A 12,645-nucleotide genomic window follows, 5' to 3' on the forward strand; every position below is an offset into this window, starting at 1 on the left:
ATTCGTTGACCAATTTGAGGGCGGTTGGCTAGCATGGCGCCGGATCAATCTTCTGGTCGCCTCGTATGCTTGCCTTTCATCATGCCGATTATGCCGACGCCTTCGAGCAGGAAACCGGGCTCGTGGGCTGGTCGCAGCACTACGACCAGCTTGGCCGCGGCCGGTATTGGGGCAGCATCGACACGCTGGCGCTGGCGGGCATGACGATCTACCGCGAGCGGATCGGGGTGCCGATTCTTCAGGAATCGGCCGGGCCCAAAGGTCGGGTGCTGTTTGCCATCCCGCTGGGGGCGGATGGGAGCTGGCGGGTGGAGGCCAGTGCGCTGGCCAGCGGCTCGCTGATGATCGCGCCGGGCGGGCAGGAGGTGGTGATCGTGGGGAGCGAGCCGTCCGATCTGTTGATCGTCAGCATCGAAGCCGAATTGCTCCAAGCGCATTTGCCCGAGATGGATTTCTCGACGCCGGCCATGCTCGAGCGATGCGTGCAGGTGCAAGGACTTGCCGGCTGGCTGTTGTCGCTGCTCGATGCGCATGGCAGCGGGTGCGCTCCGTCAGGGCCGCATTATGACCAGGTGCTCAGGGGGCTGCTGCTCGACCGTCTGGTGGGAATGGCCGGTAACGCGAAAGGCGCGGCTCTGTTGTTCCGACCGGCCGTCGCGAGCGATTATCGGCGGGTTCGCGATTATATCGCAGCACAGGCCGGTGAGCCGCTATCGGTTGGCGACATGGCCGAGGCCATCGGGATGGAGCCGGCGCAATTGCGCTTGCTGTTCAGACATGTCACCGGACTGTCGCCAAGCGAATGGATCATGCTGCGGCGCCTCGATGCGGTGCGGCGGGAATTGTCGAATGGCGTGGAGGCAGGACGGACCGTCTCGGACGTGGCGATGAACTGGGGGTTCTGGCATCTGGGCCGGTTTGCCCAGTATTATGCCGCCCAGTTCGGGGAGGCGCCGTCCGAGACGCTGATGCGGAGCCGGGCCGTCTGAGTCTGGATCAGTCGCCTTCGCCGGGTTCTTCGGAGAAGAATTTTTCGAACTTGCCTTCGACGCCGTCCATCTCCTTGGCGTCCGGCAATTCGTCGCGCTTTTCGGTGAGGTTGGGCCAGATAGAGGCGTATTTGGTGTTCACCTCAAGCCATTTTTCCAACCCGGGCTCGGTGTCGGGCTTGATGGCGTCGGCGGGGCATTCGGGCTCGCACACCCCGCAGTCGATGCACTCGTCGGGGTGGATGACCAGCATGTTTTCACCTTCATAAAAGCAATCGACCGGGCAGACTTCCACGCAGTCGGTGTATTTGCACTTGATGCAATTGTCGGTGACGACATAGGTCATGGGGCAATCCTGATAGCTGGCGGTGTGAGGAAATGGCCAAGCGCATGCTTGCTAAACGGTTTTGAGTTGGCTTTCAAGGCGTGCGCTTGCCAAGAAGGCGCGGCAAAAGCGATCAGGATTCCGGTTTTTCCAAGGTCGGCAGATTGTCGTTTCTTTCGAAACGCCGGCCGGCCTCCTTCCCTAGGTTTCGGTCTTCCGAACCGAAAAAGTGGGACCCAGCTTTTCTGGAAGCCCTTGAGGCGAAATATCCTCGTAAAGCGTGGCTGCAACGCTCGCCGAACCGCGCCGGTCTGCAATCGCCGCGATGCGCAGAACCTTCAGACGGGTGTGGATCTGGAGGGTCAATCCGTCTCCCGCACCGACCCTGCGGTCACTGTCGAGAACGCGCTGGCCGTTGACCCGCACGGCGCCGGACTCGATGAGTTTCTGGGCCAGTGTGCGGGTCTTGGTGATGCGGGCATGCCAGAGCCATTTGTCGAGGCGCTGACGATCCTGCCGCTCGGAGGGCATGACCTTATTTGCGGGTCTTGAGCGCGGCGAGCGCTGCAAAGGGCGAATCGGGGTCGATGGGCTTTTCACGCCGTTCGGGACGGGGGCGCTCGTTGGCGCGATTGTCCTGATGTCCGCCCTTGCCGGGCTGGCCCGGTTTTCCGCCCTTGCCCTTGAAGCGCTGCTGGCCCTCGGGGCGCGGGGGGCGATTGCCTTCGCGTTTGTTGCGTTCGGGGCGGGTGCGCTCGGGACGGCGACCGGCCGGGAACCACACTTCGTCGAACTCGGGCTCGGCGGGTACAGCAGCATCGGCTTCGGCTGCCGCAGGGACCGGCTCGGAATCGGCGGTCGCCTCGGGGGCAGGTACGGGCTCGTCAGCGACACCTTCTGCGACGGCCTCGACCGGAGCGCCTTCAAGCGCTGCTTCGGCGACAGCGGTTTGGGCAATCGGTTCGGCGGGCGCCGATTCGGCTTGAGCGGTATCAGCGGCGGGCGTCTCAGCGGTAGCCGGGTCGGCAGCGGGCATTGGTTCAGCCGACGTCGTTTCGGCCGGCACCTTGGGCGTGCGGCGCAGGCGATAGCCCAAAGATTTCAGAATCGAGGCGAAGTCTTCGCCGGCGCAGCCCAAGAGCGAGGTCATCTCGACGGTAACGCGGAAACCATTGGCCTCGGCTGCCCCTTCGGGCGGCGGGGTGTCGACGGGGCGGTTGGCGTCATAGGCGACGAGCGGGCGGATGATGTCGGCCAGGCGCTCGAGGATATCGACGCGCACGATGCGTTCACCGGCGACCTTAAAGCCGGCAACCTCGTAAAGGCGGCGGTCGAAAGTGGGATCGATGGGAAAGGAGGTGCGGCCAGACAAAATGATATGGGGCAATTCGGAAATGCCCGGCTGACGCACGCCGCCATGCTTGAGACCCCACAGGATCAGCGCCAGTTCGCGCGGCGCGGGCTTGAGGGTCAACGGCAGGTAGATGTGGTGGGCACCGAATTTCACGCCGAGCTTGCGCAGCTTGGCGCGGGTGTCCTGATCGAGCGCCTTGACCTCTTCGGCGATTTCGGGCCGGGCGATGATGCCCAGGTTTTCGGCCAGCCGGAAAGCGATGCCGCGGGCGGCGCCTTCGAGTTCGGCCGGCTCGAGCAGGGCGATGACCTGTTCGAGCTGGGTGTTGATATGATGGCGCAGCCAGAGCGAAAGGCGATCATCGACCTTTTCGAGATCGGGGCCTGAAAGGCTCTCGTCGGCCAAAATGATGATGCGGGGGGCAAAAAGGGTGGCGCCTTCGGCCAGTTCAGCCACCACTTCACCACGCCAGCGGATCACGCCGTCGGTGGCGAGGACGAATTCCTCATTGGGCGCGCCGGCCAGACGGTCCGCGCGTTTGGCGATTTCGGGCGCGACAACCGAGGTGGCCGCGGAGCGCAGGTTTTTCGAATCGGCCTCGCCGTCGATGCGCGAGAGCGTGAATCGGAACCCTTCGATCGTGCCGATGATGTGGCCTTCGATCGCGAGTTCGCCGTTTTCGGTGATTTCTGGTGATACCATCTGCTTGTCTCTAAGATGACGCATCAGCACACTGGTCCGCCGGTCGACGAAACGCTGGATCAGCCTTTCGTGCAGGGCGTCGGACAAAGCGTCCTCGATCGCTCGGGTCGTTTTCTGCCAGTGCGTGGGGTCTTCCAGCCAGTTCCTGCGGTTAGAAATGAAAGTCCAGGTCCGAATCTGGCGGATCCGGTTGGACAGCGTATCGATGTCGCCAACCGTATTGTCGCAGAACCGGACCTGCTCGGCAATCCAGTCAGCGTCTATCCTTCCTGCTAATGCAAGGCCGGAAAAGATTCGGGTGACGATTTCGCCATGGGCGGCGGGGGAAATGTCGCGGAAATCGGGGATCTGGCAACAGGCCCAGGCCAATTCGGTGCGTTCGCGGGAATTGGCTAGTTGGCCTTCCTCGCGGCGCAGGAGAAATTCGAGGGCCCGCTGGTCGGTGGCGACGGGCACGCGGGTGAGAGCCGGGTGTTCGGGCGTGACCTCGAGGCTGGCGTGCAGGGCGGTCAGCGAGGAAAAATCAAGGTCGCGGTTGCGCCACTGGAGTTGTTTGACGGGCGCGAAGTCATGGGCTTCGAGGGCGGCAATGGTTTCCTCGTCAAAGGGGTCGGTGCCGCCGGTGACGCCAAAGGTGCCGTCGCGCATATGGCGTCCGGCGCGGCCGGCGATCTGGCCGATTTCGGCGGGCGTCAAAGGGCGGAACTGGCGACCGTCATATTTGGAATCGGAGGCAAAGGCGACGTGGGTGACGTCGAGATTGAGCCCCATGCCGATGGCGTCGGTGGCCACGAGAAATTCCACATCGCCGTTCTGGAACAAATCGACCTGGGCGTTGCGGGTGCGCGGGGAGAGCGAGCCCATGACGACGGCAGCCCCGCCCCGTTCGCGGCGCAGCAATTCGGCAATGGCGTAAACTTCCGAAGCGGAAAAGGCGACGATGGCTGAGCGGCGCGGCAGGCGCGAAATCTTGCGCGACCCGGCCCAGCTCAGCTGGGAAAAGCGGGGGCGGAAGGTGATGTCGGCATGGGGCAAAAGGCGCCGGATGACCGGCTCCATGGTCTGGGCGCCCAACAGCAGGGTTTCGGCGCGGCCGCGGGCGTGCAGCAGGCGGTCGGTAAAGACGTGGCCGCGATCGAAATCGATTGCGGTCTGTATTTCGTCGATGGCGAGGAAATCGGCCATCATGTCGGTGGGCATGGCCTCGACAGTGGCCACCCAGTAGCGGGCGGCCTTTGGCACGATGCGTTCTTCGCCGGTGACCAGGGCCACCGCCGATTCGCCGACCCGTTCGACGACCCGGTTATAGACCTCGCGGGCCAGAAGGCGCAGCGGCAGGCCGATAACGCCCGAGCGATAGGCCAGCATGCGCTCGATGGCATAGTGGGTTTTGCCCGTATTGGTGGGGCCGAGCACGGCCTTTACGGCCTGGGATGGTGTTGTGGTCATCGGCTCTGGGAAAGGGCAAGGGTAAAGGCTTTTGCCCCGCAAGGTGGTGTATCAAAGCGGGAAAGGCAATGGCCGGTGGGCGGGCAAACTTAACAATTTGAACGAAAACGGAACAAACCCGAACCGAATCGGGGAGCGGGTCTGAATCCTGATTTGTTCCCTACAGCATGTGGTGGTGGGGTGGAGCGGTGGGCCACTAAAGCAGCGTCGGGCGCCGTCACGCGGGCGAAAAAGGCAGCAAAACCGTTCATCTTGGTTGCCAACTGGTTAACGGGCGGGAAATCGGGGCAAGTGCTGATGAAGCGTTAAGACGATTTTTTTATCCGCGCGATGCGGATAAAGGGGCGATGGCCCGGTTGCCGGGGTAAAAATTCTTTCATTTTGACGAAAAAGATTTTGACCGTCCCGGAATGGGACGTCGGCGATATTGCGGCGGAGCGGACATGAGCGAGAAATTTGTGGTGATTTCGGGCTGTTCGGGCGGAGGCAAGTCCACGCTGCTGGCCGAACTGGACGCGCGGGGCTTTGCGACCGTCGAGGAACCCGGCCGCCGGATCGTGGCGCAGGAGATGGCCGGGCCGGGGCTGGCGCTGCCGTGGATCGACATGGCGGCGTTTGCGCAGCGGGCCATGGCGCTGGCGCTGGAGGACCGGGTGCGGGCCGGGGATCTTCAGGGCTGGGTGTTTTTCGACAGAGGACTGGTCGATGCGGCCGTGGCGCTCGAATCGGTGGATGGGGGTGAACTGGACCGGAGCGTATTGGAGGCGCAACGCTACAATCGAACGGTGTTTCTGACGCCGCCCTGGCGCGAGATCTATGTGACCGATCCCGAACGGCAGCATGGTTTTGAGGAAGCGGTTGCCGAGTATGACCGGCTGGAGCGGGCGTATCCGGCGCTGGGCTATGAGGTTATCGTACTTCCCAGGATCGGCGTTTCCGAGCGTGTGAACTTTGTGCTGGCGCGGTTGGAAAACCTACCGGGCGCATGATTGCAAATAAATGTTTGCAAAATAATCTTTGCGATTATAGCCTGGTGGCAATTGATGCCATCGAGGTTGTCCAATGCGCGAAATTTCCAGAATCGTACCCGATTCCAGAGCGCTCAAGGCGCTGACCCATCCTGAGCGGCTGAAAATGCTGGGCATATTGCGCATGGAGGGGCCGCAGACGGCCACCACGCTGGCCGAGCGGCTTGGGCTCAATTCGGGGGCAACCAGCTACCACTTGCGCCAATTGGCCGAGCACGGGTTCATCGAGGCCGATGAGGCACGCGGCAACAGGCGCGACCGCTGGTGGAAGGCGCGGCACGAAGCGACCATGATCGAGCCTTCCGAGGCCGAGCCGGGCGAAGCGCTCGATGCCAGCATGGCGATGATGCAATCGGTGGTCAGCCACCATGCAGCGGCAATGCAGCGGGCCCATGAGGGGTTTACCGATCTGCCCCACGACTGGAAGAAGGCACAGACCTTTTCCGATTACACAATTGCCATGTCGCCCGAGGCGGCCAGGGCGCTGATGGATGAGATCCACGCGCTGTTGGCGCGGCACAAGGCCGAGGCACCGGCGCCGGGCGAAGACTTGCCCGAGGGCTGGCGAGCGTTCACCGTGCATCTGCACGGCTTTCCCTATCGCCCTTTCGGCAAGGGAGAGGACAAATGAGCGGGCGTCGCGATTTTTTTGCGCTTGTGGTGGCGCAGACCTTTTCGATTTCGGGCACACGGCTGTCGGTGATCGCCATTCCCTGGCTGGTGCTGACGGTAACGGGCGATCCTTTGCTGACCGGGCTCGTGGTGTTTGCCGAAATGGCGCCCTATGTGCTGGCCAAGGCTCTGGGCGGGCCATTGATCGACAGGGTCGGACCGCGGCGGGTTTCGGTTCTTGGGGATTTTTTCGGGCTGTTTGCCGTCGGCGCGATCCCGCTTCTGGCGGCGCTCGAGCTGCTCAGCGTGCCCTTGCTGTTTCCGCTCGTAGCGCTGGTGGGGCTGTTGCAGGGCCCGGCCGATGCGGCAAAGCATGCGCTGGTGCCGCTCGTGGCACGCCGGGGCAAGTTGCCGCTGGAGCGAGTGACGGGCGTTGTGGGCACCATCGAGCGGCTGGCGTCGACGGTGGGGGCCGGTGCGGCCGGGGCGCTGGTAGCCCTGGTGGGGCCGGCCATGGCGCTCAGTTTCAATGCCGTGACCCTGGGTTTTGCGGCGGCGATCCTGCTGGCCGGGGTGCGGCCGGGGACGCGGGAAAAAGCCGAGGCGGATGCGCCAGAGGCAAAGACCAGCTATGGCAGCGAGCTTAGGGAAGGTTTCGCCTTCTTGCGCGGCGATGCCGTTCTGGTGGGGATCGCTGTGATGGTGGCGGTGACCAATCTGCTCGATCAGGCTTATGCTGCGGTTCTGGTGCCGGTGTGGGCTCAGGAGGGCGGGCGCGGCGCCGAAACGCTGGGGCTGATCTTTGCGGTGATGTCGGGATTTTCGGTGCTGGGGGCCATGGTGGCCACCGCGTTGGGCGAGAAGATGCCGAGGCTGCCGGTTTATGTCGGCGCTTTCATGATCATTTCGCTGCCGCGTTTTGCGGTGTTTGCGTTCGATGCGCCGCTGGCCGGCATTCTTGCAACGCTGGCTGTGGGCGGGTTCGCGTCGGGCTTCTTGAATCCCATCCTTTCGGCGGTGATCCTGGAGCGGATACCGGAAAAGCTGGTGGGGCGTGTCTCATCGCTGGTCACGGCCTCGGCCTGGGCGCTCATGCCGTTCGGGGGGATTTTCGGTGGCGCGCTGATCGCCGGGCTGGGGCTTTCGGCGGCGTTCTTTGTCGCGGGGGTCTTTTATCTGGCAATGACGTTGATGCCGCTGGTGTTCAAGCGGTTTCGGGGGTTTTCCAAGCGGCCGCTGGAGGCGGGCCGAGCGCGCGCAGCTTAGATGCGCGGTGGGCGGTTGCTGGCGGATTGCCTGCTGCGCGTTGTGGCGGTCGGGGCAAAACAGAGCATCGCGATTGTTGCCAGCCACGCTATGCTCAAAGGCGGAAAGAAAAGAGGCATGAATAGCAGGAAAAGTGGTCCGGTGAGCACCAGGATACCCTGCAAGGGCGTATACATGACGAATGGCAACAGCACGGGAAAGAGGCCGATCAGTGGGTGCCAGCCGGCATCCCGTGCGCGGCGGACCGAGATGCCGACAATGGAGAGAACAAAGATTGCCAATGTCGCCAGTGCAGCCAAAATAAAAACTGCCATCCCCGCCCCACATGCTCCCGAGCCTGCCGAGCAATCACCCATCGACAAGGAAAAGAGTGTAAAGGCGGCGGCGAAGACAGCAAGGATCACACCGGCCCTGATCAACAGGGCAGTGGCGTAGGATCGCCCGCTCAGCGGTTTGGTAAACATCCCCATGCCCCCAGGTTCAATTGCGGAGCCATTTGGTGCGGCGAATGGGGGTCAGGCAAGCTCAACCGGTGGGCTTGGTAAACGCGCCCCTTTTAGTTGAGCCCGACCAGAACCATTGAAATGTCGCCAAAGCTCGAGCCCATCAGGACACGGTAGGGGATGAAAAAGCCCGAATCACGCAGGGGCATGTACCAGACCAGCATGCGTTTGGAATCGCGGAGATAGGCGGTGATTTCGGACGTTTCGAAATGGCCCGAGATGGGCACGTAGCGCATGGCGCACAGGACCACAGGTCCCTGGTAGGCGGTGCGGGTCGAGGTGGCGGTGGTGGTTTCGACAAAGTTTAAGGGCATGTCGAAGCGCTCGATGCCGGTATAGATGCGCAGGGTGCGGTTGCACAGCGTCCCGTCGAGGGCTTCGCCGCGCAGGATGAAAGCGGCAAGCGGGTCGTTGACCCCGGAACGGTGAGAGGCGTCGACCGGCACGCGGTCGGGATTGTCGCTGAGGGGCGGGGTGACGTCGCCGACCGAGGCATTGCCGCCAGAATAGGCCGTCTGGAGCGCGAAGCGTTCGTTGGCGGTGCGGGTTTCGAGGAAAAAGCGGTTCGACTGCAGGCCGGTGGCGGTGATTGCGCCGCCCGAATTGACGGCGCCCGAGCCTTGCGCGACGACCTGGGCAAGCCCGGCGACGTCGGCCACGACATCGAGCTGGTAGTCCGAGCCTTCAAGCCCGAGCCTGATGTCGATATTGGAGACGTTGATGCCGCCGATGGACACCACGTAGGAGGCGATGGAGCCCTGCTGCTGCGCGGTGGCAGGCGCTGCAAGGCCGAAAGCAAGGAGGGTGCCGAGGGCGAGAGAAGAAAGGGAAAGGCGTTTCACGCGTGTCTCGTTCATGTTCATGCGGCCACAACTCGGATTCGCGCCCCACGAATCAGATGAGAGGTTACGTTGCCCGTTGGGATTCGGCCTGTCCAGCGTTGCGGCGACATAAAAGCCGGCGCAATGCGCGCTAGCGCTTGACGGATGGGGGGGCTTTCTCTATATCCCCGGCCAAAGTTTCTTCCACTTGGAGCACCGCCAAGAAGGAGCGTTGTGCGCTTTTTCGGCTCGGCGGGGCGAACAGTTAAACAACCAAAACCCAATCGGTTGACCGGGAATTTTCCGGTCCCGATGTGATTGACAGGAAATAAGACAATGGCACGGCGCTGTGAACTCACCGGCAAGGGCGTGTTGACCGGCAACAATGTGAGCCATGCGCTCAACCGGACCCGCCGCCGCTTTCTGCCCAATCTTTGCGATGTGACGCTGATTTCGGAATCGCTTGAGCGTTCGGTCAAGCTGCGCATTTCCGCTTCTGCGCTGCGCACTGTCGAGCACCGCGGCGGTCTCGATGCGTTCCTTATGAAGGCCAAGGACGAAGACCTTTCGGTTCGCGCCTTGGGTATCAAGAAGGAAGTTCGCGCCGCCATCGCCAGCTAAGGCGAAACGACGCGCAAAAGTTTTCGCGCCGCGTGAGGGTGACCTGACGCGGCGTTGTTGTTTTCTATCCGGTCGCGTTCTCGAACCGGAAAAGTGGCCGCCACTTTTGCTGAGAACGCTCCGGGACGCACCGGTCATCTACCGGCCCGCGTCCATTTTCATCGGAGCCACACGGCTTCGTGGCATCAATCCGGCGGTCATCTTGCCGCTCTTGGAAAAAAGGACAACGACGCTATGGGCGTGCGTTTTTTCTGGGCCGTTCTGGCCATGGCGGTGGTGGTTACCGCATCGAACTATCTCGTTCAGTTTCCCGTTGAAGCCTCGCTCGGCGCGATCAATCTCGCCGATATTTTGACCTGGGGCGCGTTCACCTATCCGGTGGCCTTTATGGTCAACGATCTGACCAACCGCCATTTCGGCCCTGCGGCGGCGCGGGTGGTGGTGCTTGTGGGCTTCGCCATTGCGGTCGTCTGGAGCATCTTTCTGGCCTCGCCACGCATTGCGATCGCTTCGGGCTCGGCCTTTCTTATCGCCCAGTTTCTCGACGTTTCGATTTTCGACCGGCTGCGGGCGGGCAAATGGTGGCACGCGCCGCTGATCTCGTCGGTCTTGGGTGCGGTGATCGATACGGTGCTGTTTTTCGGCATCGCCTTTGCGGCGGCGTTTGCGTTTCTCGATACCGGGCTGGGGTTGGACGACGGCTCGCTCCCCTTCGCGACCCCTTTCCTTTCGGTGGGGCCGGACGTGCCGCTCTGGGTGTCGCTGGCGGTGGGCGACTTCCTCGTCAAGATCGCCGTCACGCTGGTGCTGCTGGTGCCTTATAAGGCGCTGCGGCGGGCGATACCCGACCGGGTCGTGTCGGTGGCATAATGGAAAAAGGGCGCCCGATGCGGCGCCCTTTTTTATGGTGATTGCGGCGGGTGCTATTTGCTCTTGAGGTAGGCCACGAGAATATCGAGGGCGGCCTGAAGGTCGGATTTTTCGATCATTTCGGCGACGGTGTGGATGTAGCGGGTGCCCACAACGATGCCGATGGCGCGGGCGCCGGCGGCGGCCTGCTGGGCGGCGGCGGCGTCCTGACCGCCCGAGGCGAGGATGGAGCGCTGGACGGGGATATCCTGTTTTTTGGCCAGCGCCTCGATTTCCTCGACCAGATCGAAATCGGCGATGAACGAGCCGTCCTTGATGGTCAGGCCCACGCCCTTGCCCTGGGCGGTGACCATTTCGTTTTCGGGCACGCCCGGTGTGTCGCAGGCGAGTGTCGTGTCGATGCCCAGTCCGATATCGGGCAAGACGGCAAAGGCGGCGGTGCGGGCGCCGCGCAGGCCCACTTCTTCCTGGGTGGTGAAGGCGACATGAATTTCGCAATCGTGGGCGACCCCGCTCTCGGCCAGGGCGCGGATGGCCTCGATGCCCAGCCAGCAGGCGACGCGGTTGTCGAGGGCCTTGGAGACGATCTTGGCGCCCATTTCGACGAGCGGTTCGTCCATGACGATGAAATCGCCGACCTGGACTTTCTCGCGGGTCTCGGCGCCGAAACCGATATCGACGAAGAACTCCTTGATGGCGGGGATTTTCTTGCGATCTTCGGGCGATGAGATGTGCAGCGGACGCCCGCCGGCGTTCATGACGCCTGGGTAATCGCCATCGGGGGTAACGACTTTGACGCGGCGTGCGAAGAGGGTGCGCGGATCGAAGCCGCCGACATTGTCGATGTGGATCCAGCCTTTTTCAGACACATGGGTGACCAGAAACCCGATCTCGTCCATGTGGCAGAGCAGCATGATCTTGAGGGGATTTTTCACCTTGGTCCGCGAGCGGCGCATGGCGATCAGCGAACCCATGGAATCGGTCCGGACTTCATCGAACAGACCATCGATTTCGGTCTCGATCAGCTTTCGCACGCGGTGTTCGCGGCCGGGAACGCCGGGGGTTTCGCAAAGCGCGCGGAGGAGGTCGATGTTCATGGCGGGGGGCTCCTAGTCGGGAAAGGAAAATTCAAGCAGCAGGGTGCGCTGGAAGGAATTGAAATTGTCGTCGGAGACGATGGTGACGCGGGTTTGACCGTCGGGCAAGCTGCGCACGCCCAGGGCCTCGAAATTGTCGACGGCGCTGCCCGAGCCTGAGAGGATGATTTCGCCATCCAGTGTGGCGTCCGGGCGGACTTCGTTAGCGGGGATCCGCCGGATCTGCATGGAAAAGGCGAGGAACGCCAGCCCGCGTTCGAGAACCAGCAGGTCGCCATTGGGCAGGAAGGCGCAATCGGTGGGATTGAGGCCGGGCGCCATGGCAAGGCCGAGATCGCCGCGGTCGCGATTGCCCAGAAGGGTTGCAGCCCATTGGCCAGCGGTCCGGGCGTGGGCCTCGGCGATGATCAGGGTCGATCTGGCAATCGGGGAAGCGGGCGGGGCGATGCACACCGATTCAATCGATTCATTGGTGCGCAGATCGGTCAGCCATTGGGGGATGGCGATTTCGCGCGCTGCACCAAAGGGGCGACCATCGAGGAGGTCGAATTCGGCGATGCGGGCCAGGTTTTCAAACCCCACCCGCACGGCGTCGGGCCCGCCGTTGCGGACGACCACTTCGATGGCTTCGGAATCGGAGGAAAACTTGTTGGGGAGCGGATTGCCCGATGAATTGCGCACGACATCGATCTCGACCCCGGAGAGGCCGGCGGGAGCGCCATCGGCAAGATCGAGGGACCCGGAGAGGAAACGGCCCTGATCGGTGACCATGACGAAGCGGGCCGCATCGCGGAAGGCGAGACCGGAAATGCCGCCGAAATCGGGGTGGGCGCCGGTCAATTCCAGCCCGCCCGCAAAAATCAGGCTACCGACCTGCTCACCGATCGCGGCGTTGCGGAAGCTTGTGATCGGCCGGGCGGAAACCGCGATCGCCTCGGCGCTCGGGGACTGTGCGGAGGCCGGTTCTACCGCCAGAACGAGCGTTATGGCAACCACGGAGGCGCTGGC

The 12,645-nt window shown here is 62.9% G+C and carries 13 protein-coding genes; 6 read left to right on the forward strand and 7 right to left on the reverse strand.

What is annotated here, in order from left to right:
• Window positions 1-65: 65 nt before the first annotated feature.
• On the forward strand, window positions 66-989 hold the full coding sequence (locus V6617_RS03120) for a helix-turn-helix domain-containing protein (RefSeq protein ID WP_338609030.1): 924 nt from the start codon (window positions 66-68) through the stop codon (window positions 987-989).
• A 7-nt stretch (window positions 990-996) separates the two neighbouring features.
• Here the strand turns inward: V6617_RS03120 and fdxA are convergent, their stop codons facing one another.
• The 3 genes from fdxA to V6617_RS03135 form a co-directional block, all read right to left on the reverse strand.
• Window positions 997-1,335 carry a ferredoxin FdxA gene (fdxA, locus tag V6617_RS03125; RefSeq protein WP_338609032.1) on the reverse strand — a complete coding sequence of 113 codons (339 nt, stop codon included), beginning with the start codon at window positions 1,333-1,335 and terminating at the stop codon, window positions 997-999.
• A gap of 180 nt (window positions 1,336-1,515) precedes the next feature.
• A complete protein-coding gene (locus tag V6617_RS03130; RefSeq protein ID WP_338609034.1) occupies window positions 1,516-1,845 on the reverse strand; it encodes an RNA-binding S4 domain-containing protein in 330 nt (109 codons plus the stop codon).
• 4 nt (window positions 1,846-1,849) lie between these two features.
• Window positions 1,850-4,819 carry a helicase-related protein gene (locus V6617_RS03135; RefSeq protein WP_338609036.1) on the reverse strand — a complete coding sequence of 990 codons (2,970 nt, stop codon included), beginning with the start codon at window positions 4,817-4,819 and terminating at the stop codon, window positions 1,850-1,852.
• Window positions 4,820-5,262: 443 nt separating this feature from the next.
• On the opposite strand from V6617_RS03135, the gene V6617_RS03140 reads away from it, so the two are divergent.
• From V6617_RS03140 to V6617_RS03150, 3 genes are all read left to right on the forward strand, one after another.
• A complete protein-coding gene (locus V6617_RS03140) occupies window positions 5,263-5,808 on the forward strand; it encodes an AAA family ATPase (protein WP_338609037.1) in 546 nt (181 codons plus the stop codon).
• 73 nt (window positions 5,809-5,881) lie between these two features.
• Window positions 5,882-6,478 (forward strand): helix-turn-helix domain-containing protein, encoded by a 597-nt coding sequence (locus V6617_RS03145; protein WP_338609039.1) that lies wholly within the window; start codon window positions 5,882-5,884, stop codon window positions 6,476-6,478.
• Window positions 6,475-7,725, forward strand: a complete 1,251-nt coding sequence (locus V6617_RS03150; protein WP_338609040.1) for an MFS transporter — start codon at window positions 6,475-6,477, stop codon at window positions 7,723-7,725. The genes V6617_RS03145 and V6617_RS03150 overlap by 4 nt, the downstream gene beginning before the upstream one ends.
• On the opposite strand, the gene V6617_RS03155 is transcribed toward V6617_RS03150, so the two are convergent.
• Both V6617_RS03155 and V6617_RS03160 read right to left on the reverse strand, forming a co-directional pair.
• On the reverse strand, window positions 7,722-8,189 hold the full coding sequence (locus V6617_RS03155) for a hypothetical protein (RefSeq protein ID WP_338609042.1): 468 nt from the start codon (window positions 8,187-8,189) through the stop codon (window positions 7,722-7,724). The genes V6617_RS03150 and V6617_RS03155 overlap by 4 nt on opposite strands.
• A gap of 92 nt (window positions 8,190-8,281) precedes the next feature.
• Window positions 8,282-9,070, reverse strand: coding sequence for a DUF3108 domain-containing protein (locus V6617_RS03160; RefSeq protein ID WP_338609043.1), 789 nt, complete (start codon window positions 9,068-9,070; stop codon window positions 8,282-8,284).
• Window positions 9,071-9,385: 315 nt separating this feature from the next.
• Here V6617_RS03160 and rpmB point away from each other — a divergent pair, with 315 nt between their 5' ends.
• Together rpmB and V6617_RS03170 are read left to right on the forward strand one after the other, a co-directional pair.
• On the forward strand, window positions 9,386-9,670 hold the full coding sequence (gene rpmB, locus V6617_RS03165; protein ID WP_338609044.1) for a 50S ribosomal protein L28: 285 nt from the start codon (window positions 9,386-9,388) through the stop codon (window positions 9,668-9,670).
• Between the two features lie 234 nt (window positions 9,671-9,904).
• Window positions 9,905-10,540 carry a VUT family protein gene (locus tag V6617_RS03170; protein WP_338609045.1) on the forward strand — a complete coding sequence of 212 codons (636 nt, stop codon included), beginning with the start codon at window positions 9,905-9,907 and terminating at the stop codon, window positions 10,538-10,540.
• A 53-nt stretch (window positions 10,541-10,593) separates the two neighbouring features.
• Here the strand turns inward: V6617_RS03170 and V6617_RS03175 are convergent, their stop codons facing one another.
• Together V6617_RS03175 and V6617_RS03180 are read right to left on the reverse strand one after the other, a co-directional pair.
• A complete protein-coding gene (locus V6617_RS03175) occupies window positions 10,594-11,637 on the reverse strand; it encodes a M42 family metallopeptidase (protein WP_338609046.1) in 1,044 nt (347 codons plus the stop codon).
• 12 nt (window positions 11,638-11,649) lie between these two features.
• On the reverse strand, window positions 11,650-12,633 hold the full coding sequence (locus V6617_RS03180; RefSeq protein ID WP_338609047.1) for an esterase-like activity of phytase family protein: 984 nt from the start codon (window positions 12,631-12,633) through the stop codon (window positions 11,650-11,652).
• Window positions 12,634-12,645: the final 12 nt, after the last annotated feature.

Origin of the sequence: Pelagibacterium nitratireducens, assembly GCF_037044555.1 — a bacterium.
Lineage (GTDB): Bacteria > Pseudomonadota > Alphaproteobacteria > Rhizobiales > Devosiaceae > Pelagibacterium > Pelagibacterium nitratireducens.

Coding starts and splice junctions, on each gene's coding strand:
- rpmB (WP_338609044.1), top strand. CDS start 9,386: ATGGCACGGCGCTGTGAACTCACCGGCAAGGGCGTGTTGACCGGCAAC.
- V6617_RS03145 (WP_338609039.1), top strand. CDS start 5,882: ATGCGCGAAATTTCCAGAATCGTACCCGATTCCAGAGCGCTCAAGGCG.
- V6617_RS03140 (WP_338609037.1), top strand. CDS start 5,263: ATGAGCGAGAAATTTGTGGTGATTTCGGGCTGTTCGGGCGGAGGCAAG.
- V6617_RS03130 (WP_338609034.1), bottom strand. CDS start 1,845: ATGCCCTCCGAGCGGCAGGATCGTCAGCGCCTCGACAAATGGCTCTGG.
- V6617_RS03150 (WP_338609040.1), top strand. CDS start 6,475: ATGAGCGGGCGTCGCGATTTTTTTGCGCTTGTGGTGGCGCAGACCTTT.
- V6617_RS03120 (WP_338609030.1), top strand. CDS start 66: ATGCTTGCCTTTCATCATGCCGATTATGCCGACGCCTTCGAGCAGGAA.
- V6617_RS03135 (WP_338609036.1), bottom strand. CDS start 4,819: ATGACCACAACACCATCCCAGGCCGTAAAGGCCGTGCTCGGCCCCACC.
- V6617_RS03170 (WP_338609045.1), top strand. CDS start 9,905: ATGGGCGTGCGTTTTTTCTGGGCCGTTCTGGCCATGGCGGTGGTGGTT.
- V6617_RS03175 (WP_338609046.1), bottom strand. CDS start 11,637: ATGAACATCGACCTCCTCCGCGCGCTTTGCGAAACCCCCGGCGTTCCC.
- V6617_RS03155 (WP_338609042.1), bottom strand. CDS start 8,189: ATGTTTACCAAACCGCTGAGCGGGCGATCCTACGCCACTGCCCTGTTG.
- fdxA (WP_338609032.1), bottom strand. CDS start 1,335: ATGACCTATGTCGTCACCGACAATTGCATCAAGTGCAAATACACCGAC.